This is a genomic window from Microcoleus sp. AS-A8, assembly GCA_039962225.1.
Classification (GTDB): domain Bacteria; phylum Cyanobacteriota; class Cyanobacteriia; order Cyanobacteriales; family Coleofasciculaceae; genus Allocoleopsis.
The window spans coordinates 54,119-80,753 of record JAMPKV010000018.1; the positions used below are offsets into that span (position 1 = coordinate 54,119).

General features: G+C 47.7%; 17 protein-coding genes. 5 read left to right on the top strand and 12 right to left on the bottom strand.

Annotated features, from left to right (window positions below; genetic code table 11):
• Positions 1–111: 111 nt before the first annotated feature.
• Positions 112–2,721, bottom strand: coding sequence for a M1 family metallopeptidase (locus NDI48_23805; protein ID MEP0834194.1), 2,610 nt, complete (start codon positions 2,719–2,721; stop codon positions 112–114).
• Positions 2,722–2,971: 250 nt separating this feature from the next.
• Here NDI48_23805 and NDI48_23810 point away from each other — a divergent pair, with 250 nt between their 5' ends.
• Complete coding sequence (locus NDI48_23810; protein MEP0834195.1) at positions 2,972–3,889, top strand: class I SAM-dependent methyltransferase; 918 nt, start codon at positions 2,972–2,974, stop codon at positions 3,887–3,889.
• 393 nt (positions 3,890–4,282) lie between these two features.
• Here the strand turns inward: NDI48_23810 and NDI48_23815 are convergent, their stop codons facing one another.
• The 3 genes from NDI48_23815 to NDI48_23825 all read right to left on the bottom strand — a co-directional run bounded on the left by NDI48_23815 (position 4,283) and on the right by NDI48_23825 (position 9,322).
• Positions 4,283–6,511: an FdhF/YdeP family oxidoreductase gene (locus tag NDI48_23815; protein MEP0834196.1), complete on the bottom strand. Its 2,229-nt coding sequence runs from the start codon at positions 6,509–6,511 to the stop codon at positions 4,283–4,285.
• A gap of 73 nt (positions 6,512–6,584) precedes the next feature.
• Positions 6,585–7,358 (bottom strand): 1-(5-phosphoribosyl)-5-[(5-phosphoribosylamino)methylideneamino]imidazole-4-carboxamide isomerase, encoded by a 774-nt coding sequence (hisA, locus tag NDI48_23820; protein ID MEP0834197.1) that lies wholly within the window; start codon positions 7,356–7,358, stop codon positions 6,585–6,587.
• Positions 7,359–7,639: 281 nt separating this feature from the next.
• Positions 7,640–9,322 (bottom strand): transglutaminase, encoded by a 1,683-nt coding sequence (locus NDI48_23825; protein MEP0834198.1) that lies wholly within the window; start codon positions 9,320–9,322, stop codon positions 7,640–7,642.
• A 200-nt stretch (positions 9,323–9,522) separates the two neighbouring features.
• On the opposite strand from NDI48_23825, the gene NDI48_23830 reads away from it, so the two are divergent.
• Together NDI48_23830 and NDI48_23835 are read left to right on the top strand one after the other, a co-directional pair.
• Positions 9,523–10,323 (top strand): DUF928 domain-containing protein, encoded by an 801-nt coding sequence (locus NDI48_23830; GenBank protein MEP0834199.1) that lies wholly within the window; start codon positions 9,523–9,525, stop codon positions 10,321–10,323.
• Positions 10,324–10,344: 21 nt separating this feature from the next.
• Positions 10,345–11,169, top strand: coding sequence for a DUF928 domain-containing protein (locus NDI48_23835; GenBank protein MEP0834200.1), 825 nt, complete (start codon positions 10,345–10,347; stop codon positions 11,167–11,169).
• A gap of 54 nt (positions 11,170–11,223) precedes the next feature.
• On the opposite strand, the gene NDI48_23840 is transcribed toward NDI48_23835, so the two are convergent.
• Positions 11,224–11,433, bottom strand: coding sequence for a hypothetical protein (locus tag NDI48_23840; GenBank protein ID MEP0834201.1), 210 nt, complete (start codon positions 11,431–11,433; stop codon positions 11,224–11,226).
• Positions 11,434–11,506: 73 nt separating this feature from the next.
• Positions 11,507–12,418: an alpha/beta hydrolase gene (locus NDI48_23845; GenBank protein ID MEP0834202.1), complete on the bottom strand. Its 912-nt coding sequence runs from the start codon at positions 12,416–12,418 to the stop codon at positions 11,507–11,509.
• A 263-nt stretch (positions 12,419–12,681) separates the two neighbouring features.
• On the opposite strand from NDI48_23845, the gene NDI48_23850 reads away from it, so the two are divergent.
• Entirely contained in the window at positions 12,682–12,990 is a 309-nt protein-coding gene (locus NDI48_23850) for a fertility inhibition FinO-like protein (GenBank protein ID MEP0834203.1), read from the top strand.
• Positions 12,991–13,103: 113 nt separating this feature from the next.
• Here NDI48_23850 and NDI48_23855 read toward each other — a convergent pair whose 3' ends face one another.
• From NDI48_23855 to NDI48_23865, 3 genes are all read right to left on the bottom strand, one after another.
• A complete protein-coding gene (locus NDI48_23855; GenBank protein ID MEP0834204.1) occupies positions 13,104–13,379 on the bottom strand; it encodes a hypothetical protein in 276 nt (91 codons plus the stop codon).
• 314 nt (positions 13,380–13,693) lie between these two features.
• Positions 13,694–14,743: a UDP-3-O-(3-hydroxymyristoyl)glucosamine N-acyltransferase gene (gene lpxD / locus NDI48_23860; GenBank protein MEP0834205.1), complete on the bottom strand. Its 1,050-nt coding sequence runs from the start codon at positions 14,741–14,743 to the stop codon at positions 13,694–13,696.
• Positions 14,744–14,966: 223 nt separating this feature from the next.
• Positions 14,967–17,834: a CHAT domain-containing protein gene (locus NDI48_23865; GenBank protein ID MEP0834206.1), complete on the bottom strand. Its 2,868-nt coding sequence runs from the start codon at positions 17,832–17,834 to the stop codon at positions 14,967–14,969.
• A gap of 197 nt (positions 17,835–18,031) precedes the next feature.
• Between NDI48_23865 and NDI48_23870 the strand changes: the two genes are divergently transcribed.
• Positions 18,032–19,153: a hypothetical protein gene (locus NDI48_23870; protein MEP0834207.1), complete on the top strand. Its 1,122-nt coding sequence runs from the start codon at positions 18,032–18,034 to the stop codon at positions 19,151–19,153.
• A gap of 152 nt (positions 19,154–19,305) precedes the next feature.
• Here NDI48_23870 and NDI48_23875 read toward each other — a convergent pair whose 3' ends face one another.
• The 3 genes from NDI48_23875 to NDI48_23885 form a co-directional block, all read right to left on the bottom strand.
• Positions 19,306–22,128 (bottom strand): phospholipid carrier-dependent glycosyltransferase, encoded by a 2,823-nt coding sequence (locus NDI48_23875; protein MEP0834208.1) that lies wholly within the window; start codon positions 22,126–22,128, stop codon positions 19,306–19,308.
• Between the two features lie 309 nt (positions 22,129–22,437).
• The gene (locus NDI48_23880; protein MEP0834209.1) at positions 22,438–23,838 is read right to left on the bottom strand and encodes a DUF2079 domain-containing protein; all 1,401 of its coding nucleotides are present in this window, start codon (positions 23,836–23,838) and stop codon (positions 22,438–22,440) included.
• Between the two features lie 205 nt (positions 23,839–24,043).
• Positions 24,044–26,362 (bottom strand): ATP-binding protein, encoded by a 2,319-nt coding sequence (locus tag NDI48_23885; protein MEP0834210.1) that lies wholly within the window; start codon positions 26,360–26,362, stop codon positions 24,044–24,046.
• Between the last annotated feature and the right edge of the window lie 273 nt (positions 26,363–26,635).

Consider the following 26,635-nt stretch of genomic DNA (forward strand, 5'->3'; position numbering starts at 1 on the left):
GTTAAAGAAGAATGTTTGAAATGCCGTGCCCCTACACATCGTTACGCCCAGAGTTAAGCCCCTACTATAAACAGGGTTTGATTAAGGGGAATCAACCGGACATCCTATCAGCTACTTGGACTTCGCTTCGAGATTTTCCATACGGCTTTTGAGTTCCTGGTTTTCTTTTTTCAACTGATCGAGTTCTTCCCTGAGTTGTTTAACGGCTTGATCGGAACCCACATTCTTTTGTACTCTCTGAATCGCTTCCTCAGCCATGCGGCGGACTCGCCCATCGGGAGTTTGATCGGCAAGGGAATGTAAAACCGCGATCGCTTTAACCGTTTCCATTTGCCCCAAGGCGGCAACAACAGCCACTTGAGTAAGGAAGAAGCTTTCTCCAGCCAGTTCTTCTAATTGTTCTAAAATCCACTCGGTATTGTTCGGAGTCTGACCGGTGGAAATAGTACCCAATGCACGAATTGCACTCAGGCGCAAGGGTTGAGGATTACCAGGTGTGGTGTATTCCAAAATTACCTCCAGTGCGATCGGTGACGACTTCATCTGACTCAAACCTGCGATCGCACCACTCCGCACCACTTCATTCCATCCACCCCTCTCTCTCAGGACGTTGTTCAACAATTGCAGAACTTCATCCTCTTTATCTTTGAGAGTCGCGGACACCATTTTCCCCAAAGCACTGGCGGCTGTCGCTTCCACATAGTAGCTAGCATCGCCCTTTTCGAGTACCTGTTTCAGGGCATCGTAGCTTTGGGATGTCTTGATTTTACTCAACGCTTGTACCACTGACCGACGCACACGGGCATCTTTGTCGTTTAAACCCGCCATTAAAGCGTCTGTTGCCTGATCCAGCTTCACTTGGGCTAAGCATTTTGCCGCTTCTGCCCTAATACCCCAAAACGAGTCATTTGTCAACGCTTCAGCAAGTGCTTTCACCGCTTCTAAACCCCCCTTCTTCGCCAATGCCTTGGCGGCATAGATGCGGGAAATAGGGTCTGGGTCAGATTGTAACTGAGCTTTCAGTTCCGAGATGGGATATTCCAGAGCAACCGTTTTCAGATAATTATTGCCGCGATCGAAGCTAATAAATTGAGGTTTTTTCTCTAAGGGGAAGTAAAAACTCTGTTCCCGTTCATGAATCCTCACCGTAAACGTTTTCAGTAGGGGCGACACATGTGTCGCCTCTCCCTCGGATTCGGGTTGAGTGTAACCAAAAGCGATCGGAATTTTCAGGTCAAATAGCTCACTATTACTCCCATTATTGTCATTCTTCGCCTGAGTTTGGGTAACTGTCACTTTCGTTAACTGACTATCTCCATCCCAGGAATAGGCAACTTTGTAATCCGGATGTCCACCTCGGAAGACATACTGATCAAACAGAAATAATAAATTGCGCCCGGTTGCTTTTTCGATCGCCCGGAGCAAGTCAACCGTTTCTACCGTATTGTGGGCATTGTCTTGAACAAACGTCTGGATTGCCTTCCAGAACAACTCATCACCCAACTCGGTGCGAATCATGTGATAGACACAAGCGCCTTTTTCATAGAGGTGCCGGTCATAAAGTTCGATCGCTTCCCGATACACATGAGTCACAATCGGGCGACGATAGCGAGAACTGTCCTCGGCTAAGTAACTCTGCGCCTCACCTAGCAAGTAATAGGCGGCATCATCGTTGCCATACTCATAATCCGTCCAAAATACTTCGGAATAAGAGGCCAATCCTTCCTTAATCCAAGCATGAGACCAGTGTTTAATCACCACTAAATCCCCAAACCACTGATGAGCAAGTTCGTGGGCGACTAAACTTTCTGTGCGGTCATTATCGATCGCAGCGCGTTCATCCAGCAAGCAGCGATCGGTGAGTAAGGTGGTAGAGGTGTTCTCCATCCCACCAAAGATGAAATCATCCACGCACACTTGCGCGTATTTGGGAAAAGGATAAGGATAGCCAAACTTCTCGCTGAAGAATTCCATCATGCGAGGCGTTTTGCCCATGCTGCGGCGGGCGTCTTCCTCGTACCCTTTTTCTACATAATAGGTAACGGGTTTGCCTCGCCACTCATCCCGAATTTCGGCAAAGTCACCGACAGCTAAAGTCATTAAATAAGTCGGATGAACTTGCTGCTGCAACCAATGATAAATTTTGTCCTCTCCGTCTTCTTCCGTGGCGATCAGTTCGCCGTTGGAAATAGCAATTAGGGGTTTGGGGACTTTCACCCGAATTTCCGAGGTTGCCAACTGTCCGGGGTAATCAAAGCAGGGGAACCAGAAGCGAGAGTCTTCATCTTCGCCCTGTGTCCAGACTTGGGTGGGTTTGTTGGGGTAGTGTTCATTGGGGACAATGAAGTAAAGACCCCGTTGAGGTTTTTCTACACTGTAGGCGATCGCAATTTTAATTTCTTTCCCCGCCTCGGTGGGGTTAATCAGCCGAATATGCAGTTGTTCACCGTCATAGTCAAAGGGTTGGGGTGTTCCCTCTACCTGTACGGATTGGATATTCAGGTTAACCGCATCCAAGGTTAACTGGTGAGTGTCATTACGAATGGCTTCCAGTGCGATCGTGCAAGTTCCACTGAAGCTTTGATTGGGGATATCCAGCGCCAAATCGAGGAAAATATGCTTGACTTGTCCGGGGCGATCGGGGTTGTAGTGAGGTTTAGCACCGGGTAACTCAAATGACTTATGACCGTTAGTTTCGGAATCAAAATAGAAGTGCGACATTGAGCGAACCTATAAAGATAAATAGTGTAGCTGGCTACATGAAGCCTTGACGTTAGCTATGGATTTGATTTCACCCCCATAGCCGGAGTGCTTTGGCTGCGGTTTCGGGAATTGTGTTCACAAAATCCGACTCAAATCGGCTATTCCACACCGTCAAGGGTTGAGAATTGCTTCCTCTGCTGCTTTCTGCTTAGCACTTTGAGACAATAATCCTGATTCACTCTCAAAGTACATTTAAAGCTACCTTTTTATGACCACTGCCGTAAACACCTTTCCCAGCATAGCCGTTCGCCTGATCAATGGCTTACTCTCGATCAAGCCGTTAGCCAACCTAGCGAAGCTGCAAGCTCGTAAGATGATGATTGAGCGAGCGGAGAAAATTGGAGTTCCCTGGCGGCAGCAAGTACAACAGTTACAGATGCACGACTGGGACAGTGAAATGGCTCAAGTCCAGAATACCCAGTTAAGTTATCCAGATTATTATCTGCGATCGTTTCATGGTTATGACAAAGGAGACCTTTGTTGGGATGCAGCTTTTGAAGTAGAAGTGGCTGCTCAATCCGTCCATGCAGGGATTTGGCCTGAGGCTGGGGTGCAAGGAGACTCTAAACTAAGACAGAGTTACCACAACATTATTAAAGAGAAAATCGCTATCCAGCCGCAAGACATTTTAGACTTGGGTTGCAGTGTAGGGATGAGTACGTTTGCTCTCCAAGATTTGTATCCCTCGGCAAGGATTACGGGTTTAGATTTGTCGCCTTACTTTTTGGCAGTTGCTAATTACAATTCTCGCCAACGCCATAGCAAGATTAACTGGAAACATGCTAGGGCTGAATCAACAGGTTTACCAGATGCTTCTTTCGATTTAGTCTCTACTTTCTTAGTGTTCCATGAACTTCCTCAAGAAGTCGCCCAGCAAATTTTGCGCGAGGTACGTCGCTTGCTGCGTCCGGGTGGTTATTTCACCTTGATGGATATGAATCCTAAGTCAGAAGCTTATGCAAAAATGCCACCTTACATTTTGACGTTACTCAAGAGTACTGAACCTTATATGGATGAGTATTTTGCGTTGAATCTTGAACAAGAACTGGTGAAGGCTGGTTTTGATTCACCGACGATTACTCCTAATAGTCCGCGTCATCGGACAGTTGTGGCACAGGCGAGGTAATTTTCTGCCCGTTCGGTAGATCACAGGGAGGGCACGGCATTGCCGTGCCCCTACTTTATACCAATTCACTCAAATCCTGCTACAGAGGCTTTTCTTGTACCCCCCTTGATAAGGGGGGTACAACTGTAGCACTAGTGCAAGAAGGCAGAAGATCAGGAGGCAGTTCGCGTAGCGTTCTCCGTAGGAGTAGGCAGAAGGCAAGAAAGTTTGTACAGTAAGCTTTTTAACCTTTTTCAACTGGACAGTTATTTACGCCACACTGTACTAGTTAATGAAATTAGTATTATTGAACTCGAATTGGACTTTGAACAAAAGTAAAGATGGTTCGCTATAAACAAACGCGAAGAGTGAATGAATGTTATTTCTTTTCACTAACTTTGACGAATACTGAATTTACTCCGGCTTATAAACTACCACAGGGACTCGTTTATAAGCCGGAGTACCACTTTCAGGGTCAATATCAGCTTTAAATAAAATATTAGCTTCTGGATAGAACATAAAAGCGGCTCCTTCCCGCATACCCCCTGCAATAATTTCAATATTATCTAAGATTCCAGCATCTCCTTTCACAGTTACCCGTTGATGTTCACTAAATCCTCCCCGATTGATATCATTGATATTCATCAAAATACAATGACGGTGAGGCATTCCTCGATATTTATCTTGGGTGCGATAAACTACGGTATTATGTTGTCCATAACTTCTACCTGTCCCTAAAATTAGAATAATTCCAGGCACATTTTCAGACAGACCAAAATCGCTTTTTGTGGGCAGGGATAATCTAGGTAGAGGGGTAACAAACATTTGCGCTTTCTGGGACGGCGTGGCAAATTTTGGTTCAGTAAAAATGCGCCCCTCTATGGTAAATTCCTCTTTCGTTTCATCAATCTTTTCGATCTGTTGATAGCCAGGAATCGTTTTAGTAATCAACTCCCGCACATAGTGAGTGTCTTGTAACTTTCGCCAGTTAATCGGCGTTTCTCCCAATAAGCGATGGGCTAACTCTGTCAGCAGTTCTACTTCCGAAACTAATTCTGCATTTGCCCCTTGTAAGTGACTCTTTCCTGGCTCATTTAAACGCACAAAATTATTACCCGATTCTGTGGTCGTCGGATGGGGATTTTCAAACCGATTGAAGACGGGAAGAATCAAGGTATTATGCTTTGCCAAACCGTGAAAATGTCCTAAATTCGGTTTCGTTGCTACATAAATAATCGTGTCAATCTGGGATAACGCTCTCTGGGCTTGGGTTAAATCGGGATTAGCGGCATATAAATTGCCTCCTAAACAAAAAAGAGTATCAATTTTCCCCTGGTCAGCCGCTTCAATCAAAGCACGGGTATCATAACCTGGGGTGTCGCTGAGGGGATGCCCTAACAGTTGGGCAAGCGCTTGTTGAATCTCAGCGCGTAAATGCACCGTTACTCCCATTGAGCCAAAACCCTGAACATTGGAATGTCCCCGGATGGGCATCGTACCGGCTCCCAGTTTGCCCGCATTGCCTGTTAGGAGAGCCGTATTGGCAATACTGTGGACATTGTGCACCCCATTACGGTGTTGGGTGATGCCCATCGCCCAAGCAAACACCACCCGCCCGGATGTGCCGATCGCATAGGCGGCTTCTTCAATCTCTTCCTGGAATACGCCGCAAGTCGCCGTGATATCTGCCCAGGAGGTTTGAGCCGCATAGTCTAAGACCGCTTGGTATCCTTCTGTATAGGCTTGCAGGTAGTCTGTTTTCAGCAGATTTTGTTCAATCAGGGATTTTTGGATACCGACAAACAGGGCGACATCACTACCGGGAATCGGTTGGAGGTAGAGGGTGGAAATCTCCGAACCCCCTTTGAGGAGGGATTTAATCGGAAAGGCAGGGGAGGCAAATTTGACTAAGCCGATTTCGAGTTGAGGGTTAATAATGATGATTTTGCCGCCTTTATCCCGAATTTTGATTAATTCGTTCATCAGACGGGGATGGTTGGCGGGAGCGTTGGAACCGACTAAAACCACACAATCAGAGTGTTGCAGTCCCTCCAAGCTCACCATTGAGGTGCCTGAGCCGAAAACTTGCTTTAAACCCACGGTAGAAGGCGCATGGCAAAGATCGGAGCAGTCAGCGAGGTTATTGCTCCCTAACGCTCTGAACAGCAGTTGCAGCAGATAGGCGGCTTCGTTAGATGAGCGTCCGGAACTATAAGAGGCAATTCTTTCGGGAGATTGGCTTAGGGCTAATGTGGCGATCGCATAGACTTCTTCCCAGCTAATTCTTTGATACTTGTCTGCTCCGGTGCGGTAGATGAGAGGATAACTCCATCTGCCTAGGCGATCGCATTGTTGCGAGTTGAGTTGTTGTAACTCATTAATCTTAAATTGACTGAAAAAATCGGGGGGGATGGCGGGTTGTAATTCGGCGGCGATCGCTTCGACACTTTTGGCACAGCGTTGTAAATATTCCCCCGCTTCATTGACAAAACCCCCTTTTTGTCCCCCCGTTCCCCAAGCACAGGACAAGCAGGCACTATGATGGTTTAGGGTTTGCCAGATGGATAATCCTTGGGGTGAGAGGGTTTGTTCTAACCAGTATTGCAGTACGGGTAAGCCCCCGCCGGTGGTCGGCTCAGACATATGATGTACTCCCCTGTTTTTGACCTGTTCCCCAAAAACCTAGCCATCCGCGCCATTTAGGAGACATCAAACCTCAGGCAAAGGTCGAAAATCCCAAATCAGGGGGAATATCCTGAAGGCGTCCCTGTCCCACAGCCTGAATCGCTTCTTTCAGGGAAACATCTCCAGTGTAAAGCGCACGACCGACAATGACCCCATTCACACCCAACGGTTCAAGCGCCAGCAGGCTCAACAAATCGGTAACTGAACTCACACCGCCAGAGGCAATAACGGGAATGGAGAGACTACGCGCCAGTTCTCTGAGGGCGTCTAGATTGGGGCCACTCAACGTACCATCCCGATGAATGTCAGTATAAATAATTGCCGCCGCCCCCAACTGACTCATCTGGTGGGCAAGTTCGGTTGCCTTAACCTCGGACGTTTCTATCCAGCCACGGGTGGCAACTAAACCATTACGGGCATCAATCCCCACCATAATTTTCCCTGGAAACTCTTCGCACAGTCGCTGCACTAACGGGCGATCTTCTACCGCCGCTGTGCCCAAAATCACTTGATGGACACCGAGATCGAGCAATTGTGCCACACCTGTGCGATCGCGCAAACCTCCCCCGACTTGCACCGGCACCGGTACCGCTTGGACAATAGCTGCAATGGTTTCCGTATTAACGGGATAACCCACTTTTGCCCCATCTAAATCAACAACGTGTAGGCGAGTGGCACCCTGATCAATCCATTGTTTGGCAACATCGGTCGGGTTATCGTTAAAGACTTGCGATCGGGCATAGTCTCCTTGATACAACCGCACACACCGACCTTCAAGCAAATCAATTGCTGGAATAACATCCATTTTTCATCATCCAACGAACCTTACAGCAGTTTTCAAGGGTATGAACCACAATCATAAAACCTAACCCCCAGCTCCTCATCCTCACTAAAGTCCTCACTAAAGCTCCGGCGGTCGCTCCGGTTCCCTACGAGGGAAGGGGAGACAATCAAAGCCTCTCTCCTGGTAGGAGAGAGGTTTGGAGAGAGGTCTGCCTGTGGTCTATTTATTTGAAAATCGCTCTACTTAGCTTAACCAAGAACGCGTTCAACCTACTTCGTGTAATTCTTAGGTAACAGCAACCCCTAAGTCCACTGAGGCGGCGACAATTCTTCGAGAATTTTGAACCGGACATGATTAATGGCGAGTTCACCAATCGAAGCATTTTCCTTATTCACAGGATCGCCTTCACTTTTGAGGGTTTCAAAGGGAATTCCTTTTGCCATCTCCATGTGATACCAGGCAAGGCCCATAAAAAAACGAGTCGGGTAAGGGCCACCTTCAACAGTGTCATCGGGATTCGATTCCATCGGCAACCAGCCGACTCCGGGGACATAAAATTCCATCCACACATGATTAAAGTCAGGTTCTAAGGGGATACCGAACTTGTCATTGTGGGCAGGGCACTTGTAACGACCCACGGTGCGACAGGCAATCCCATTCAACCTTCCTAGGGCTAGCAACAGACCCAAATACTCGCCGCAGGAACCAACACCGCGCTCTAAAACAATATCTGGAGTATCGATGTGAGGTTTAATGCCGTAGGAGAGTTTGTCATAGACATAGTTGCGAATATTGTAAACTTTCCGCAGGAGATTTGTTTCTCGACCAATGGCTTCACGAGCGGCGCGACGAATGCTCTCTGTGTCCATCGCTAACTGATCATTATCCACCAGATAGCGAGTGTCAAAATCTGGAGATAAATCTGGTAGCTTTTCCACTTCTCGTGGGGTGAGACGGTATTTAATGCTCCAGACTTCTAGAAGGGCTTTCCAACCGAAGAGATGTCGTTCACCGGGTTTGAGAGTATCGAATTTAAAAACAGCGACGCGCTGTCCATCCTGAACATCTTCGGTGAAAGGCATACCTATCGGTTCAATTTTTCTGATCTTTTGTCGATCGGTTTCCGCCGGCAGGGCAATGCGCCATTCAACCTGTTGGAGTTCAACATCTTCGAGGGGGGCAAGTTCCTCGACGTAGGACATTTCGATCAAATAGCCATTGGAGAGGGCATAGTGGCGCTCGGCATTGTGGCTAAAGTAGAGGGGATGAATGAATGTGCGATCGCGATACTGTAATTCGTAATTGGGGTCAGCGTTGGGGTTATCGCGGATATACGGTTCCTCACCCCCATAGGCCACATAGAGAATATCTTGACCCGTCTCAGGATCGGTGTAAAAGGCTAAACCGGTCGGGTTTGCAAAGGGAGTGAGTACACTAAAGTGTATTTCGCCTGTTGCGCGATCGAGACAGTAAACCGTCTGTTCCTCGGCATCTGAAACCCAAAGTTCCTCGCCTCGGAGCGTAATATGCTCAACCCCAACGCCTGGAGCATATAACCGGGTAATCTCACGTCCTGTATCGCGGTTGTAAATGAAAATATACCCAGATCTTTGGCTGGTGATATAGATTGTTGCATCCCGAACCGCAATTCCATTAGCCGTGTAAGGCAACGTAACAAAGTGCTGGAGACTTAAATCACCCTTGAGCTGGCAAAAGTAAACACTATTATCCAAGGTCAACCACAGGGTTTCTCCAGCAAGGGCTAGTCCAGAAGCGCCCACCCAATCTAACTCGCGACTGGAGTTCAAAATTGTTGAGCTATCGCTTTTCGGATCAATTTGTAGCAGATAGCCGTTTGTGGCATCAATGGCAAACAGAGTTTCTCCCGAAAAGGCGATGCCCTGCAAGGCGGCTGCCCCAATGGGTCTAATGGTGGCGAAAGTTTTCTGTTTGGGTGGAACAGATGAAGCTGAGTCGGGAATCATAGTTAATCCAAATGAAGATTTAAATAAGAAATCAAGGTTGCGGATGCCTTTAATGCCTCAAGTGATAACAATTGGAACTAAGGCAGATACGGGTCTTAGAACCTGATTATTATAGATTTGCTACCGAGGTATTGGAACTTAGGCATCAGTTCTGCCATCTTGGAATAAAAACCTGTCGGTCTACCACAACTCCTTCTACCATGGCTTGGTTCACACACACCTCACGCTTCACCCTGCTGGCTTTAGCTTTAACGCTAGGCACGCCCTTCCCTATCTCAGCTCAGCCAACGAATTCTTCATCCCTTGGCAGCCAACTCGAAAGTTCCTTCCGTGTACCGAGTCGAGGGCTTCCCGATAATCGGCAAGGTGGAGCAAGCCGGGGACCCTGCTTTACGGACGAACGGAAACTGACGGCGTTGGTTCCAGTTGCCGGAGGCGAGACGACGGCTGAGTATCCGACCGTTTTTTGGTACATGCCTAGGATGTCTGCTCTGGCAAAAGGTGACCAGGGAGCAGCACCAGCACCGGAATTGGAGTTTACCCTGAGAGATGCCAACGAGCAAAAGATTTACTCCGCCAAGTATCCTTTGCCCAAGTCTAACGATGGGAGTGTAGGCACCCCCGGCATTATGAGCTTAAGGTTAGCGAGTCCCTATTCCCTGAAAGTGGGTCAAGAGTATAAGTGGCAGTTAAGGGTGATGTGCGATGCTCAAGATCCAAGTGGGGGAGAGACTCAGATTGCTGAAGGGATCATCAAGCGAGTTGCACAAGACCCAGATCTCGAACGTCGCGTTCAGCAGGCTGCTCCCGAAGAACGTATTATTCTCTATGCAAAAGCTAATCGTTGGTACGAGATGCTGGCTAATCTAGTCGCACTACGACGCAATCGACCCAACGACCCATCTGTGACAGATGCCTGGAACAAGCTGTTTGCTGTAGTGAACTTAAATGATGTTTCTATACAATCTAGGTCTCAGGGTACCAGAAACACCAATAACTAAAATTAACAACCCACAACTGTCATGGCACAGATACGGTTCCGTTTTTCCAAAGGCTCCTTGGCCGTTTCTCTGAAATTGGCCATGCTTATGGGAGTTTTCCTGCTCGTACAGACTCCGCAAACCCTTTTCGCTCAAGGGATACCTAGACGTTGGGAAGCCAAGCAGTATAAACCTCCCAGGGGCATTGGTGCACCGATGCGTACAGAAGGAGGGGGAACACGTTCTGGTGGCTCAGCTAACAGTCGTTGTCCGATAGTGGGTAAACCTCTAACCGCCTTAGTCCCTGGCGATCGCTTTGGGGTAACGGTTGCTCCCTATCCCACATTCTTTGTTTATATGCCGGCTGTATCACCCCAGGCATCGCCTTTATTGGTGGAGTTTGAGTTACAAGATAACAGCGGTGATTCTGTTTATAAATCCATTTTCAAGACCAGTGGCAAGCCCGGTATTCTGACGCTGACGCTACCGACGCAAGCCGGATTACCACCTTTAAGGGTGGGTGAGGATTACAACTGGTCATTCACGATCATTTGTCAACCGGATGAGCGATCGCGAGATATTACGGTAGAAGGATGGGTGAGACGGGTAGAACCTAATGCCACGCTTAATAATAAGCTCAAGCAGGCATCACCTCAACAGCAAGTACAGTTATATGCCGAAGCGGAGATTTGGCAGGATGCCTTAGCTACTCTAGTTCAACTGCGTCGTAACTATCCCAACGATGCGGCAATAGCAGCCAATTGGGAGAGACTTTTGAGTGCGGCAGGTCTAAACAATATCGCTCAAGAGTCAGTGGTGGTCATTCCAGCGACAGGGGGAGATCGATTCGTATCCTCTCAACCCTAAGGGGATTACTCCAAGTAGGGTGCGTCGGAGCGCACCCTAGCAGCTTTCTACAATTCAAGTTATCTGAAGCCCTATATCGAATGTCCCTACGTAGCCTTGTGCATCTTGGGTTAGCTGGAGCATGAGTTGCTCACCACCCTCTCGAAAGATGCCATCTCGATCATTTCTCTGAGCGCGCTGTCCCTTAGCGGCATAGGGGGCTTGCGCGTGAATTTGAGCCGTGAGGGAATCCTCGAAGTAAAGCTGCGAGATCGCATCGCTCATGGGGTCTCTTGCCAAAGTCGAATTGATCTCCTCGTATGAGCTTTGAGACATTCAATTCACAATTCTTGAAGGGTTAAGGAAAACCTTCAGCAAGTTGCACAAATTTTGCTTGAGCTTGGTCAACCACCCATTGAATCGCCTGGAAATAGGACTCACTCCCTAATTCCCCCACATTGTGATGTCCTGCCTCTGGCACCAAAAGCAGTTTTTTAGGTTCAGAGGCGGCTTCAAATAGGCTTTGGCTCATCTGGGCCGGAATCAGTCTATCGTCAGTTCCGTGAATGAACAGAACAGGCATGGAGAGAGAGCTAACCTTTTTCAAAGAGTCAAATTTTTGGTGCAATAGCCAATCTACCGGAAATATACCGAACTGACGATAGAGATGATCGACCATTGACCGCATGGTTGTGAATGAACCTTCCACAGCTAATCCACCAATTTCTGGGTGTTTTAGGGCTAAGTCGATCGCTAGAGCTCCCCCTAAAGAATGACCGTACACAAAAATTTGTGAGGGTGGAATCTGCTGATTTTGAGTTAAGTATTTCCAGGCGGCTTCTACATCGGCGTAAACACTTGACTCCGTGGGAAATCTCCCTTGGCTACGACCATATCCCCGATAGTCGATGAGTAGGCAGGAAAAGCCTAGCTGATGAAACCAAAATGGTCGTTTCACTTCATCGCCAATGGTGGAACCATTGCCATGCAAAAACAGCCATACGGGTGCTTCTGGTGCCGTGGCAGGAACCCACCAGCCGTGAATGGGGCTGATCTGACCTGAAGCAGTTGAAACGGGTAACCAGACATCGTGATACTTCAAGTTAAAGGCAGCGGGTGTCGTGCGGATAACAGTTGGAGGTTTAAAAATGAAGTACTGTTGCCGGAGTAACAGGTAGAGGCAAGCCATTAAATAGGCGATCGCTAACACTCCAACCCAGATGCAGAGGAGCCTTACCACGAGTGATAAAGAAAAATCGATCAAATACATAACCCAAAATATTTGTCAAGCCTTATGCTTCACACTTGATACGGCAAACAGAGCGGCGCAGTTGCAGCAAAGCTAGTGCTGTTCTTGCTTGAAGAACTCTAGAGGTGGGGTAACGTCATATCATACTTCAGCCTTTTGTTGATTCACATGCTACACACCTACGCCCAGAAATTTTCTCCGCTTGTGAGTAGAGAAACCAACATGATAGTTTGATAGGCTCGTACAACTGATATATAAGGAAGGAAAAGCAGGAGATAGATGTTATGCCTACATCAGGAAAGTTGGAACTCACCATTAAAATCAACGAAATGCCAACCGATATTCGTACTGTCGAGAACGGCTGGAAGGAATTTGATCTCGACTGCGACGGTCAACTTGTTAGGGTGAAAGTTAAACCGAAAGTCTTTAAAAAACTTGAGCAGGCACAAGAAAGCTATCCCATGTGGGTGGCGGCAATTGCAGGCCGGATGGGTGAGCCTCTGCAAGGGGGATTTGTGCTGGATCAGCCCAATATACAAGTCTTTGAGCGCAAGCCCAAAGAAGCCAAACCCGAGGAAACAGCCTCAGCTTAAGTACACCTAACTATCATGGGGTTCGGAATAATAATTCTATCGATGAACAACGTTAGGATTTCCGAACCCCACTCAAGCGATGCTGTATTCAGAGATGGCTAGGGCGGGGTAGTTTACAAGTTACGTCTGATTTTCCTATTCCGCTTTAACGAAAGCGCTGTCGCTTCGAGCACCTCCGCGACTTGCTCATCATTCTCTTGTTCGGCAGCAATATTCGCCATTGCTGTCAGAATGTCTAGCCATCCGATGTCCTGCCGTTCTAATTTGGCGATTACTGTTCTTAATTTCTCGGTTATATTTTTACATTTAGGGTATATTGGGGTTGTGATAAAACTCCTATGAGTTTTTTCCAGGTTGGGTGTTGGGTAAGTTTCTAGAATTTGGGTCATTTTTTTTTCACCATGCGACGCTACCCAGTAGGATCTTTGGCTTCTCAGCACAAAAGAACATCTCTCTGGCGATTGAGTTCCATTTCAAGCATGCTGTTGCTGTGTGTTCCAAGCAGCAGCAATCAGCAAAGAGAGTATTCTGGTCAGACCGGGTAATTAAGAGGGAGTGGCGCTGGATGCGATCGCCCTGTGATGAAGCGCCATCGAATTAGGTATTCAAGGAAGCCATTAATATATACCTAGAAATGTCTGAGTGGCTACTTGAGGAGATTAACCAAGAGGGAGAGAGTGAGAATCTCCATTGTGAACTTGTTTTATTTCTTTTCCTCCAAGCGTCGCTGTAGCTGCTTTAGGGTTTGATAGATTTCCGGCAGACGGCTATAGACAGCGGCGACTTTGAGAAAGTGTTTGTGAGGTAAGGCGGGAATTCCACTGACGATCGCTCCGGGTTCTACATCATTATGGATACCTGCTTTGGCACTGGCGATCGCACCATCTCCAATTTTCGCTTGATTGGCAATTCCAGATTGCCCCGCGAGAATCACGCGATTGCCAACTTTAACGCCACCCGCCATCCCGGATTGCCCCGCCAAGGCGCAGTTTGCGCCAATTTGGCAACCGTGACCGATTTGCACCAAGTTGTCAATCTTCGTATTCCGACCGACTCGCGTTTCGCCAACGGCGGGGCGGTCAATACTCGTATTGCAACCGACTTCAACACCATCTTCAAGTACAGTACAGCCAGACTGCGGCATTTTGAACCAGCCTTCAGGTACAGGCACAAAACCAAACCCTTCCGCACCAATCACCGCACCACTATGAATCACACAATCGGCACCCAGGCGAGTTCGTTCGTGGATAGTACAGTTCGCGTGTAAGATTGTGCGATCGCCAATTTGCGCCTCTGGATAAATCACCACATTGGGATGAATACAAACCTGATTGCCAATTTTCACCCCCGGTTGAATCACAACATGAGCACCAATATATACATCCTTGCCTATCTCCGCTGAAGGATGAATCACAGCAGTGGGGTGAATTTCCGGTGCGGGGTGGAACGGTTGGTAAAAAAGTGCGATCGCTTGGGCAAATAACAATCGGGGTTCAGATGAAGCCATCCAAGCAATCCCCCTTTCCGTTGCTTGAGTTTGCAACGCTTCATCCAACGGCAAAACCAAGGCACTCGCCGCCGTTTTCCCCACCCAAGAGGCAAATTTAGCTCCCTCGATATAACTCATCGTACCAGGGGAGGTGTCTTCAATCGGCGAAATACAGGCAATTTCTGGATTAAGGTTGGGATGGGTCGTGAGGCTATTGCACTGAGCCGCACCACTAAGTTTTTCAACAATTTCGCTAAACTTCATTAGGTTGGAGGTTTTCTCTATACAACTTGGGTTTATCTCATATCTTGCATGTGAACTTTTGGCACTTTAGTTACCCCCGAACTACATCCTGCTTTGCTATAAGTTTTCTCATGCTTTGGGAGAAGCCCATCTTCATTTCTTGTTCCCCCCGAAATCAAGGGGGGTTAGGGGGGTGTGCAAGATTTGATTTCATTCGACAGTTGTACCGGGAAAAGCGTTCCACTTACAAGCCATTGCCAATCAGAATAAACGGTGCCCAATAATAAGGATGGCTCAGATTCGAGGCGACCCTTGGCGATAAACGACTCTGAATCCGTTGCTGTACTCCCAGTCCTCGCTGTTGACCTAATGCCTTATAATCGCCCGTAATTAGGGCAATTTGAGCTTGACGTAGGGCTTCAGCTTTTGTGGGTTGAGCATCTTGTCCGACTCCCTTCGATTCCAACGCGGCATAGAAGCTATCCATCAAGACTTGCGTACCGCCATCATCGACTGTCCATAAGGATGCGATCGCAGCCCTTGCTCCTGCCCGTTGCATCTGGTAGCCTAATCCTAAAATCTCTTCCCCATTCCCCAGTTTTCCGCCTAATCCCGTTTCACAGGCAGAAAGGACGACTAAATCGACGTTCTTGAGGCTCCATTTTTGGATATCTCGGAGGGTGATGCGTTCTCCATTGCCAAACAGAATAAAGGAATCGTCCGGTGTCCCCACGACAAACGCGGCATGAGTGGCGAGATGCACGATGCTGTAGTCATCCATGTTAGGGACGGTGACTTGGGGGGTGAAGGCTGTATCGATGAATTTGGTTGTTGTGGGAACAGTCTTGGCTAAATTTTCCACCTCGACTCCAGCAAAAGGCAACCCAGCGAAATCAAAGGATTGTTCGCCAACCTTGAAACTGTAGCGTCCGGTGGCAAAGGCACCCGCTAAGACTTGCATTTTGCGTTGGGGTTTGGTGTTGAGTTCTGTGAGGGATGCGGCGGTAATATTATTGATGCGGTAGCGTTGCACTAGCCATTGTTGCCCGTCGTGCAATGCAGCCAGGGGAATGTAACGCAGTTGAGCGTCGGGTGCGTAGATAATGGTTCGGGCGTCTGCGGCTTTGAGTTCTGCTTCTAGGGGTTTAATCAGCCAGTTGTAGAGTTGTTGTGCGGGGGGTTTGGCGTCGGATGTGCGATCGAGTAATGCGCTACGGAAGGCAACGATTGTCTCGTTGAGTTGTTTCTTGGTGACAGAGACGGTACGCCGAATGGGGGGAGAGTCGGGGGTGGTGAGGATGAGTTCTATGCGATCGTCCAGAATTAAGGGGTAGAGGAGAACTGCCTTTTGTTGCAGATTCTTGAGGTTGTCTTGTAAGGCGATGAGTTCGTCTAGATTGTTGACTAAATCCGCTTTCCTTGCCTTGGGATTGAGTTGCTGAGCGAGTGCTAATACTTCTGGACTTTCGATAAAGTTGTTGAAATCTTCGACAATTTTTTGTTGGACGTTCACCAATTGGGCGATACGCTGTCCTTGTTCGGTAGTGCGGTTTTCGGGTTTTATTTGTCGCAGTTGAGTGAGTTCTTTGCCAATTTCAATCGCTTTGTCAAGAACGGCCTGATAGTTCTCCCATGCCTGTTGTTCGGGTGGGAGATTTGGCAATCCTTGAGCGGTATTGTTATTTCCGCGAACGTTGCTCAGGTAATCGTCGAGTTCTTGGACTTTGAGGAGGTCGAGGACTCGTTGGGCTTCGAGGATTCGGTCTTGTTTGAGGAGGAGGTCAGCTAGACGGCGATAGGTGCCTGCTACGGTTTCAGTGTACGATTGCTGTTGCTCTTTTGAGAGTATTTGTAAATCTCTGCGAATTGCCTCAGTGGCATTGACGGACTCCTTGAGGAAGACGATGGCGAGTTCAGGTTGGCTCTGTTTTTCTAACAATGCACCGATGGTGGAAAGGGTATCGATTTCAGTCCAGCGATTGATTGCCTCTCGGCTAAGCAGTAAACTTTGCTGCAAAGCTTGAAACGCCTTTGGATAATCTCCGAGTTTGAAGTACCCTTTGCCGATACCGTTGAGAATAAAACTCTCAAGACGGCGATTATCAAGATAGCGATTATCTACCTCTCTACAAATTGTCAGTGATTGTTGCAAAGTCTCTAATGCTTGCCGATAGTACCCTAAATCTGTAAGAGCAACCGCAATGTTGCTAAGGATGTACGCCTCCCATGTACGATCACCCACTCCTCTTTCGATTGCAACTTCTCTTCTGATTTTAAGAGCTTGCTGATAGTACTCTAATGCCTTTATGGGCTGTTTTAGATGGTAGTAATAAACTTGTCCAATTCCATCGAGAGTTCGACCTTCAGTCCAGCGAGCGCCTACTTCTTTAGCAATTTCCAATGCTGACTGGTAGTACTCCAATGCTTTTTGGTACTGTCCCAAAATGTCGTAATCTGCTCCAATAGCTCTGAGAGTAGCTGCTTCACCAGCACGAGCGCCCAATTTTCTGTGAATTGCCAGAGCTTGCTGACGAAACTCCAAGGCTTCTGCGTACTGTCCAAGAATATGGTAAACATACGCCATGTCGTCAAGGATTGTAGCTTCCTCTTTGCGATCGCCCTTTTCTTTAGCAATAGCTAAGGCTTGCTCATAGTACTCTAGATAGAACTTTAGTGCTTTCGGATACTCTGCCAAATTTTCGTAAACATCCGCAATGTCGCTAAGGATTGTGGCTTGCTTTTTGCGATCGCCCGTTTCCTTGGCAATGACTAAAGCCTGCTGATAGAACTCCAGGGCTTTGGGGTACTGTTCCAGGTTGCGGTAAACAGCCCCAATGTTGTCCAGAATTTTCCCTTCGCTTAGACGTTCACCGATTTCTTTAACAATGACTAAAGCTTTCTGAAATTGCTCCAGGGCTTCTCGAAATTGACCTTTGTTTACTAGCTGAAGTCCCTCTTGGTTCAGCCGTTGCGCCTCAGCGTTTCTGTCTTGGCTCGTTTGCGCCTGTGCTACCAGAGGCTCAAACTTCAAGGTAAGCGGTAAAAGGGGAGTGAAGAGCGAAAGCAGTAGAGTAGCAGTGGCAAGGCTGAGAGATTTGAGACGGTAGTGCATTGGAAAGTTCTTCAGCAGATAGGAAAGCAGATTGCTGACTCAATCTATATATATCTCTTATTATCTGGGGAGAGGCTATCCAATGATTTTTGCGATTTGTTTGGCTTCATAGAAATCTTCAAGTTTATTGTTGAGTTAGACGATTAAGCTTGAGGTACTCATCCTTTGTGCCATCACAAAATTTTCTCAGGGGTACTATGAATTGCACGTCTATGGGACGAAAACTCTCCTTCGCAACCGAAACTGTAGCCCTACTTGCGATTGGAACCGTTGAGCCTGCGACGGCTGTCTCCTTGTATTCCATTACTGAATTACCTTTTGTCCCTTCAGATATCAATGACAAGGGTCAAATCGTCGGTTCTCAGTATTTGTGGGAAAGTGGAACGCTAACTGAATTGGGCTTTCTGCCTGGAGCTAATGCTACTTACGCTAAGGGCATCAATAACTTAGGTCAAATCGTCGGCAGTTCTGGCTTGCTTGGAAATTCTAGCAGTAATCGCGCCTTTGTATGGCAAGATGGCATCATGAGTAGCTTGGGTACTCCTCCTGCCTCGCTTTGTACAGGTTGCTACTACACAACGGCTAATGACATTAACGATCAAGGTCAAATCGTCGGTGATTTAGTTAACTCGTCAGCATACCCCTACCAGCTAGGATTTGTCTGGTCTAATGGCAGCTTAACCGATGCGATCTCTTCTTACCTTATCAATTCTGCCGATGCCATCAACAATGCAGGCCAAGTTATTGGCACTGGTTCCTGGCGTTTGAGTATAGCATTCGTATGGAACAATGGCATCCTTACTGCACTAGATAGTCCTCAAGCTATTACTGCGGTAAACTATGCTCATGCAAAAGACATCAACAGTGCCGGTCAAGTTGTTGGCTCTTTGTCAGTTCCGTTCTTCTTCCCTATAGGTAGGATTGACTCCTTATTGTGGGACGGGAATACGGGAACAATATTGGATAACTTCGATGGCAACGTCTTCTCTGCCAACAGTATTAATGATTCAACCCTTGTGGTAGGTTCGCAACGAATCAGTACAACAACATCACAGGCTGTCTTGTGGGAAGATGGTGAGTTATTAGACCTCAACACCCTGATTCCCCCTGATTCGGGATGGGAACTCGTATCTGCATCAACAATCAATAACAAAAATCAGATTGTTGGCACGGGCAAAATCAATGGCGAATCCCGTGGTTTTCTCCTCACACCTGAAGCCAAATCTGTTCCCGAACCGACTTCTGCTTTAGGGGTATTGGGTTTAGGAGGACTCAGCCTTGTTTTGGGCCGATTACGCAAACAGAAACATGGTAATTAATAAGGACGGCTCATATTAAATCCGGGTTGACTATCTCCTTTTTTAAACGAACCACTCCAGGCACAGAGAGCGCAGAGGAGAGAATAAAGAGAGAAAGGGATTATACTGCTCATTTGGTATCCAATCATTCGAGAGCGAGGAGAGTATAAAGTTCACAGTTTTACTCCTTTAAGAATATCCCATGCCTTAAAAACCTGTCCTTGCAAAAGAGCCGCCCCACCGGAGAGCGCTTGCACTTCGGGAATATTAGGATTGAGTTTAAGAGCGGGCGCGATCGCATTTTCTGCCTGTCTACCCCGCCATTGATAGAGATAAAGAAAGGCGAGATAAGCATGGGCGTAAGGGTTCTGGGCATCGAGTTGCACCACACGTTTCAACGCTTCGATCGCATTTTCTGGGTCTTTTTGCAAAATGTGGGAAAACGCCAGTCCATAAGCAAAATCGCGGTTTTTGGGTTCCTGCTGGAGGCGAAATTCTAGAACACGTTCGGTCTGAATCGTGTAATCTTGAACCGGGTCATACTGATTAATTCGTCCAATTTCATCAAAGACGCGATCAATCGCTTGTCGCCCTTCGGGTAACTGACGAGCTAATGCATACATCTGAGTGACTAAATCCAATTCAGGAGCCGGTGTAGCGGCAGCTTTGGGGTCAATCCTCAGGGTGACTGGTGGTACAGAAATCGGATAATTCTCACCCGTTTCTCGGTTCAGATAATTCGCTTCCAGGCTATAAATTCCAGGTGCCACATCCGCCGGAGGCAACATTGCCGTGGATTCTATCACCTGAAAACTACTTTGCAATACTTTATCGCTCAAGCGTCCAGGATAAAGTTCTCCTAATCCGATACCGTGGTCATGTATCCATCGTTGCGGGTTGGGTTGAGCCAGATTATTTGATTGTGGAGTTTGGCTTTCCTTTTTAGGCAGAGGACGTTCGGGAGGGGTAGATTTGGGATTTTGCACCGACGGCTGAATCTGGGAATTAGAGACAGTTGATTGATTTGTATCCTCTGACTTCTGTAAGGGCGACGCAGGTGTTGCCCCTACAAGTCCTGAATCCAGACTCGCATCTTTTTTCCAAGTTAGTAAAACGATACCCGATCGCAACTGCTGCCACGCACCCGACCATTCATAAGTCACGGGGACGGGTACTCCTGGGGGGGCTTGTGGTGGCACAACGACTCGCTCTAATTTTACCTGAGTGAGGGATTGGGGAATTGCCCTGACTTGTACACGCGGTTGAACGCGATGATAGAGCTTGAGAGTACTGTTATCCGGCAATTTCCACGTTTTTTGTACCTGAAAATCTCGGCTTTGTTCCACCGTTTGCATCATCATCATTTGCGATTCTTTCGGCGCACCTTGATAGTCGGTTTTGGTGACAAACCAAGAGAGCGATCGCGCATCTTGGGGTATAAATTTCTTACGGGTACCCACCTCACGCCCATACACCTGAAACTTGCTCAATGCGCCGTAGTAATTAAAATTGTTGTGATTCAAATCGGGTATCCTAGGCAGCACACCCACCGTGGCTTTCAGTTGGGGCGTTGTGCGAATGATTTCCGCAACCACCTGAGGATGAGGCCAGTTTGAGCCAAACTGAGGATAAGTTTGCGCTTTGGGACTCAATGTCTGCGTTAAGTAATTTCCCGGTATTCCCCCAATGGGGAACAGATTCAGCAACATTAAGATAAAGGCTAAACCCACCGTCACCCAAGGCACAACCCGCAAACGCCTAGGCCATAGCGTCAACCCATAGGCTAAAATTACCGAAAGAATCGGCATATAGGGCATGACATAACGGGTATCTTTATTGAAATTTGCTGAGTTGATCAAGTAAGACGCGATCAGAAACAGGGCTAACCAACACAAAGCGGATGCCCTTTGGGAGAGTGGATGCCGTTCTCGGACTGGCTTGTGGTAGCGGGGTTTGAAGGTGGGATGAGGATTCTGGGGGTAGCCTACTTCTTGCAGTCGGTAGTGTTCTGAGTCATCACTGTCGCGATCGGGTACGGGGACAGGTTCCCTCAGTTCATCGCCCTGGAAACGGTTGCGGAATGGGGGCAATAGCAGAATCCCATACAACAGCAAGCCAACCAAGGGAACTAATAGTAAAGGCCAGGATACCGCACGGGGTAAGTCATGCCAATAATACGTCCAAGCCGCGAGGGTATTGAGGGGGGGATCGCCTTCCTCGGTTCCGGGTACGACAATGGCATTCTGATAGGCACTGAATAAATAAATCCAGTTGGTGCGATACCAAGGTGCGAAAATCAAGACAGAGACGAGTAAGCCGCCGATTAACTGTGCAATTCGTCCCCAAGCAAGTTTTCGCAGCAGTGGAATACTCACCCACAATAAGGGTACAAACAGAAAAAACAGGACAGTCTGCTTGATCATAATTGCCACACCAAAGCAGACACCAAACGTTAACGCCCAACGCCATCCCTGCCATTTCGTTTTCGCATCGCGCCACAAGGTGAGACACAAGAAACTTGCCGCCACTAAAGCCGTGAGAGGATAGTCATGCAAGTAGTGGAGGCGGGCAGTGTAAAGTCTGGGGAGAAGGATACATAATCCTGCCGCCCATAAACCGACTTGTGGGTTGAACAGGTGTTTACCTAAACCGTAGACTGATGCCAGCAAAATGGCACTAAAGAGCAAATTTACCAGCAGCGCTTGCTCTGGGCCAGTGCCAAAGATTTGTTGAAAGGGAGCGGTGACAATGTAGAGTAAGGGCGGATATTTAGAAGAGAGTTTCCATAAGTGCTGCCACCATTCTCCAGAAAACCACTGAGCCTGTTGCAGGGCGTTGAGGTAGTTTAAGGAACCGGTCAGGTGGTTGGTTTGGTCCCAAGCGGGAATCGAGCGGTCAAAGGCTAACCAGAGGCGATCGCACAAAGCACCGATGAGCCAAATTGCTCCTAGTATATGCCATGTTTTGAACCGACTACGTTGAGCTTTGTCTGCCACGAACTTCACTTGGGTTATCCTAAATCAGTTCCTCCTGCTTGATTAGAGCATGAGGATTGTCCTGGTTTCCCAGTTTAAAGGTTTTCGCGTTCAACTTTATTCCCAGCGGTTTCGGCGTGAAAACTAATCTTACAAGAAATTATTCCAATTCTGCTGTGTGTTCTCTAAGCTTCTGTGGTTGGTTATTAAACATCTCCGGAATTTAGGATTCAGCTACCTTGGTACAAGGCTTTCAGGTTAGTGATCGCAGATGTTTATTGTTTACAAATCAAAGAGAATTGCTATCTCATACTATTGAGCGATCGCCAACTACGGAGTAACCTTCTGAAATAGCATAACCCCGTCACGCTGATAACGCTTTTGAAATTGGGGTGTTTGTTGAAGTTGTTCAACCAGTTGTGCCGCAAACTCTGGTGAACTATTACTCCCCGGATGACGCAAGTTTAATAACACATACTGGAATTTATTCAGATCATGCGGTTCAGTGGTAACTGTGCGCTCAATCAGGGGTCGATGGCTCAAATGAGGAACAATTTCATTGGTGGTATAAACACCCCCTTGAGTTTGAATCAATGCGATCGCTTCACGGGTGGCTTGCCAAGTATCAATAGTAGGTAAGTATTTGGTGAAAAAATAGCTCCAGCGAGCGAACACCAAGAAAAAGACTAAAGACCACACTACCATAGCGCGTTTGGAGCGTAGCCATCCCCGACCATCCCCTAAGGTTGCAATGAGCGCTAACATCAGAAACGGCACAATGGGGAGAGAGTACTGCGCCACAATATCTTTTTGCGGTTGGTAATCTGCCAACAAATTCAAGGCTAGGGCGGGTACCGCCGGGATTAACGGAATGAGATGCTGGAGCGAGAGTCCCCAAATCACGGGCGCAAACACCAAAATCAAGTATTTAAGATTATCAAATGATAAGACGACTTGGAAAATGGAGCTGGGTTTGAGAAACAAATTTTGGGCAATTTCAAAAATCGAATTACCTAGATAACCATAACGAGATATCGAGGTCATCTGTTGAGGATTAAATATGGGGAGGATGACTTTGGTGGCAATAATAAACCAGGCAATTCCAGCCACAATTGCTAACACCCCACATAAACGCTTCTTCTCAAACACCAGCAGCCAGAAGCCAAGCGCTGCAACGGTCAGAGCTAAAATAAACTTACAACCCAAGACTAAAATAATTGCTAGACAAAACCACAAAACCTGATTCAAGCGAGCGGCTAAAACAGCACCTAAAAGTGCAGGGACGGCGATCACTTCTGGATGAAAATCAAACAAATTAGCATTAAAAATTACCGGATACAACAGGTAAACGGCAGCTAATGCGATCGCTTGTCCCTCTCTCAAGCTTGCTAAACGAGCTAAATGGTAAGTCGGCAAAGCTCCCAATGCCACAGCCGTTGATTGCACCAAGAATAACCAGTGGACATTGGGATAAATCTTGTATAGCAACGCTAGGGGATAAAACACCCAAGCCGCATGATCGCCCAGAATGTGAACCTTAATCAAAGAAGAGATCGGAGGTTGTCCTTGACTAATCAGGTAAATGGCTTGGTCAAAAATTCCCAAATCCCAGCCGGTGGATTGAAACAGCGCGTGTCGGAGACTGCTGCACAAAAATAGGATGAGGATGCTTACACCGATCATCCAAGCCAACGGATGACCTTTGATTTGTTGTGAATAAAAGTTTGGCATATCATGTCCGGCTAAACAGCCATCATTTCCTTTTACCTTGCAACCTTCCTCCTTTCCTTCTGCCCCTTTGCCTTCTGCCTTCTGCCTTCTGCCTTCTGCCTTCTGCCTTCTGCCTTCTGCCTTCTGCCTTCTGCCTTCTGCCTTCTGCCTTCTGCCTTCTGCCTTCTGCCCTTTGCCTTTTCTCCTTTTCTGGTGAAAGTTAAGATTACACTTTTTGCACGGTGTATCCTACAACAGACGCGATCGCTTTGGCTAACTCGGCTGGATCGATGGGCTTGGTGATATGTCCTTGAAAGCCAGCCAGGAGAATCTGTTGATGGTCGGCTTCTCCAGCATAGGCGGTTACGGCGATCGCTCTAATTTTTCCCCCTAGCTCTGGTGGCAGCGATCGGATTTGACGCATCAACATATAACCATCAACGTCCGGCATCCCAATATCACTTAACAAAACATCTACTTGTGACTGTGCCAATACCCGGAGAGCCTCAGCCGCCGTCGCCACGGCAGCCACTTGGGCACCATACTGCCCCAGGCTAAAGACTAACAATTCACGGGTGTCCTCCTCATCATCCACCACCAGGAGACGGACTCCTTCGAGATTGGGGTAATCGAGGGACAACCCGTCTTTTGTCTTTGGTATCGCCTCCAAGTTCCTCAGCGGTAGCGTCACGGTAAAAGTCGCTCCCTGCCCCACTCCAGCACTGGCGACAGCGACTGTTCCGCCGTGCAGTTCTACCAGGTGATGGACAATCGCTAACCCCAGCCCCAGCCCCCCAAAGGCTCGTGTCGTCGTGCTATTCTCCTGGCGGAAGCGATCAAAAACAAAGGGCAGGAAGTCCGGACTGATGCCCTTGCCTGTATCGCTGACTTGGATTACCGCTTGTTTCCCGCTTTGCCCCAGTCTGATTTCAACTCGCCCGCCAGTGGGTGTGAACTTAACCGCGTTAGAGAGTAGATTCCACACCACTTGCTGTAAGCGATTGGCATCCCCCCAAACTTGCCCTTGAGCGAGTTCCCATACCGTCTCAATTTGAATAGACTTGGCTGAAGCCGCCAAACGCACTGTCTCTAATGCCGCTTCTATTGTCGTTTGCAGGTTGACAAGACTGGGAGTTAAGCTGAGTTTGCCCCGCAGAATGCGTGAAACATCGAGCAATTCTTCGATCAGTTGGGTCTGCAATTTGGCATTACGCTCAATAATTTCCAAAGCACGCTCCCTTGTTGCTTGATCACAGGGGCGAGTTCGGAGTAACTTTGACCAACCCAGGATCGGGTTCAGCGGGGAGCGCAATTCATGGGAGAGGACAGCGAGAAACTCATCCTTGACACGGTTTGCCGTTTCGGCTTGTGCCCGTGCCGCCCGTTCCCGTTCCAACAACTCAATTCGTTCGGCTTCTTGCTGCTTACGCTTGGTAATGTCGCTAAAGGAAATCGCCACCCCATCCTCTAATTTGACCGCCATGTTGCGGAACCAGCCCTTGATGCCTTCCGACTCATAGTGGAGTTCCAGATCGTGAGGTTCTCCGGTTTCAACTACTTTCACATAGCGCTCAAACAAGTCATTATTCGTTTGGTTGCCCGGAAGAAGCTGCAAAAGACGCTGACCCACCAATTCTTCGATTGTATGATTAAGAACTCTGGCAGCGGTGGGATTTACATAAGTCCACTCAAAATCGATAATCTTTCCCGTTTCATCTCGCACACTCCGCAGGACGGTAAAGGCATCGAGGGAAAGTTCCTGAGCAATGCGGAAACGTTCTTCACTGTGTCGGAGTGCCTCTTCGACATGTTTGCGATCGGTGATGTCAAAGGACATGCCTGCCAGAAGCGACTTCCCACAGGCGTCGTTGATGGGAAACTTTAAGGACATCCAATACTGCTTACCCTCTAACAGGGGCAGGGTTTCTAGCACCTCAATGGGTTGGTTTGCAGCAAGAGCAGCTATGTCATGAGCATGAATCTGCCGTGCAGCGGCTTCCGGCACGAGGTCGAAATCCGTCTTCCCGACAATATCCGTCAGCGTTCGGTTGAGTACCCGTTCGCCGACGGGATTAATATAGATGTAATGCCCCTGAGCGTCTTTGATGTAAGCTGTGCCCGGAATGTTTTGCATAAAGCTCTCGAACAGCTGTTGGCTGGAGCGATAGCGTTCCTCGCTCTCCTTTAATTTCAGCAGGTTCATCTCAACTCGCCGCTTTGCCATTCGCAATTGAGTGCTTAAGGAAGTGATCCACAATGCCACTAAAATAAATAATCCCAGCCGGATAATATCACCCAGGCTGATAACCCAGGAATCGAAGGGAGCGATAAAGAAGTAAGTGTAGACTACAACACTCAGAACAGTCGCTAACATCCCTGGCCCAAGGCCACCATACCAAGCGCTAAAGGATACAGCCGCAAAAAACAATAAAAAAAAAGTCGGCTCAATTAGCGATCGCAACAGCAGCGTGACTAATGTCGCTAGGGTAACAGCCAGAAAAGCCATGACATAGGTGTGTAGCTGAGGATGCCTTAATCCCAACATATTTCTCCTGGCTGTTTAGCAAAGCTGAGCGATACTCAACACACTATTTAGATTCACGGAAAGCTCTTACTCCCTTCCAACTAAGAGCTTGATTTCCGGGTCGTGGCCATGTCTGTGCTTATGAACAACTGCCAATCACGAAATTTATTACTTTAGAGAATAGCAACAATCCCTCTTAAGATAGATGTTTATGTTAAAAATCTTTGTTCATCGTGAACCTTTTTGAGGCTATCCAGAATCGGGATAAGCTGTGACGCCTTTAATTTTAATGTA

Bases quoted from the DNA above. Each gene is read 5' to 3' on its own strand.
- NDI48_23830 (MEP0834199.1), top strand. From the start codon at position 9,523: ATGGCTTGGTTCACACACACCTCACGCTTCACCCTGCTGGCTTTAGCT.
- NDI48_23810 (MEP0834195.1), top strand. From the start codon at position 2,972: ATGACCACTGCCGTAAACACCTTTCCCAGCATAGCCGTTCGCCTGATC.
- NDI48_23840 (MEP0834201.1), bottom strand. From the start codon at position 11,433: ATGAGCGATGCGATCTCGCAGCTTTACTTCGAGGATTCCCTCACGGCT.
- NDI48_23825 (MEP0834198.1), bottom strand. From the start codon at position 9,322: ATGATTCCCGACTCAGCTTCATCTGTTCCACCCAAACAGAAAACTTTC.
- NDI48_23850 (MEP0834203.1), top strand. From the start codon at position 12,682: ATGCCTACATCAGGAAAGTTGGAACTCACCATTAAAATCAACGAAATG.
- NDI48_23855 (MEP0834204.1), bottom strand. From the start codon at position 13,379: ATGACCCAAATTCTAGAAACTTACCCAACACCCAACCTGGAAAAAACT.
- NDI48_23865 (MEP0834206.1), bottom strand. From the start codon at position 17,834: ATGCACTACCGTCTCAAATCTCTCAGCCTTGCCACTGCTACTCTACTG.
- NDI48_23835 (MEP0834200.1), top strand. From the start codon at position 10,345: ATGGCACAGATACGGTTCCGTTTTTCCAAAGGCTCCTTGGCCGTTTCT.
- hisA (MEP0834197.1), bottom strand. From the start codon at position 7,358: ATGGATGTTATTCCAGCAATTGATTTGCTTGAAGGTCGGTGTGTGCGG.
- NDI48_23870 (MEP0834207.1), top strand. From the start codon at position 18,032: ATGAATTGCACGTCTATGGGACGAAAACTCTCCTTCGCAACCGAAACT.
- lpxD (MEP0834205.1), bottom strand. From the start codon at position 14,743: ATGAAGTTTAGCGAAATTGTTGAAAAACTTAGTGGTGCGGCTCAGTGC.
- NDI48_23815 (MEP0834196.1), bottom strand. From the start codon at position 6,511: ATGTCTGAGCCGACCACCGGCGGGGGCTTACCCGTACTGCAATACTGG.
- NDI48_23880 (MEP0834209.1), bottom strand. From the start codon at position 23,838: ATGCCAAACTTTTATTCACAACAAATCAAAGGTCATCCGTTGGCTTGG.
- NDI48_23845 (MEP0834202.1), bottom strand. From the start codon at position 12,418: ATGTATTTGATCGATTTTTCTTTATCACTCGTGGTAAGGCTCCTCTGC.
- NDI48_23805 (MEP0834194.1), bottom strand. From the start codon at position 2,721: ATGTCGCACTTCTATTTTGATTCCGAAACTAACGGTCATAAGTCATTT.
- NDI48_23885 (MEP0834210.1), bottom strand. From the start codon at position 26,362: ATGTTGGGATTAAGGCATCCTCAGCTACACACCTATGTCATGGCTTTT.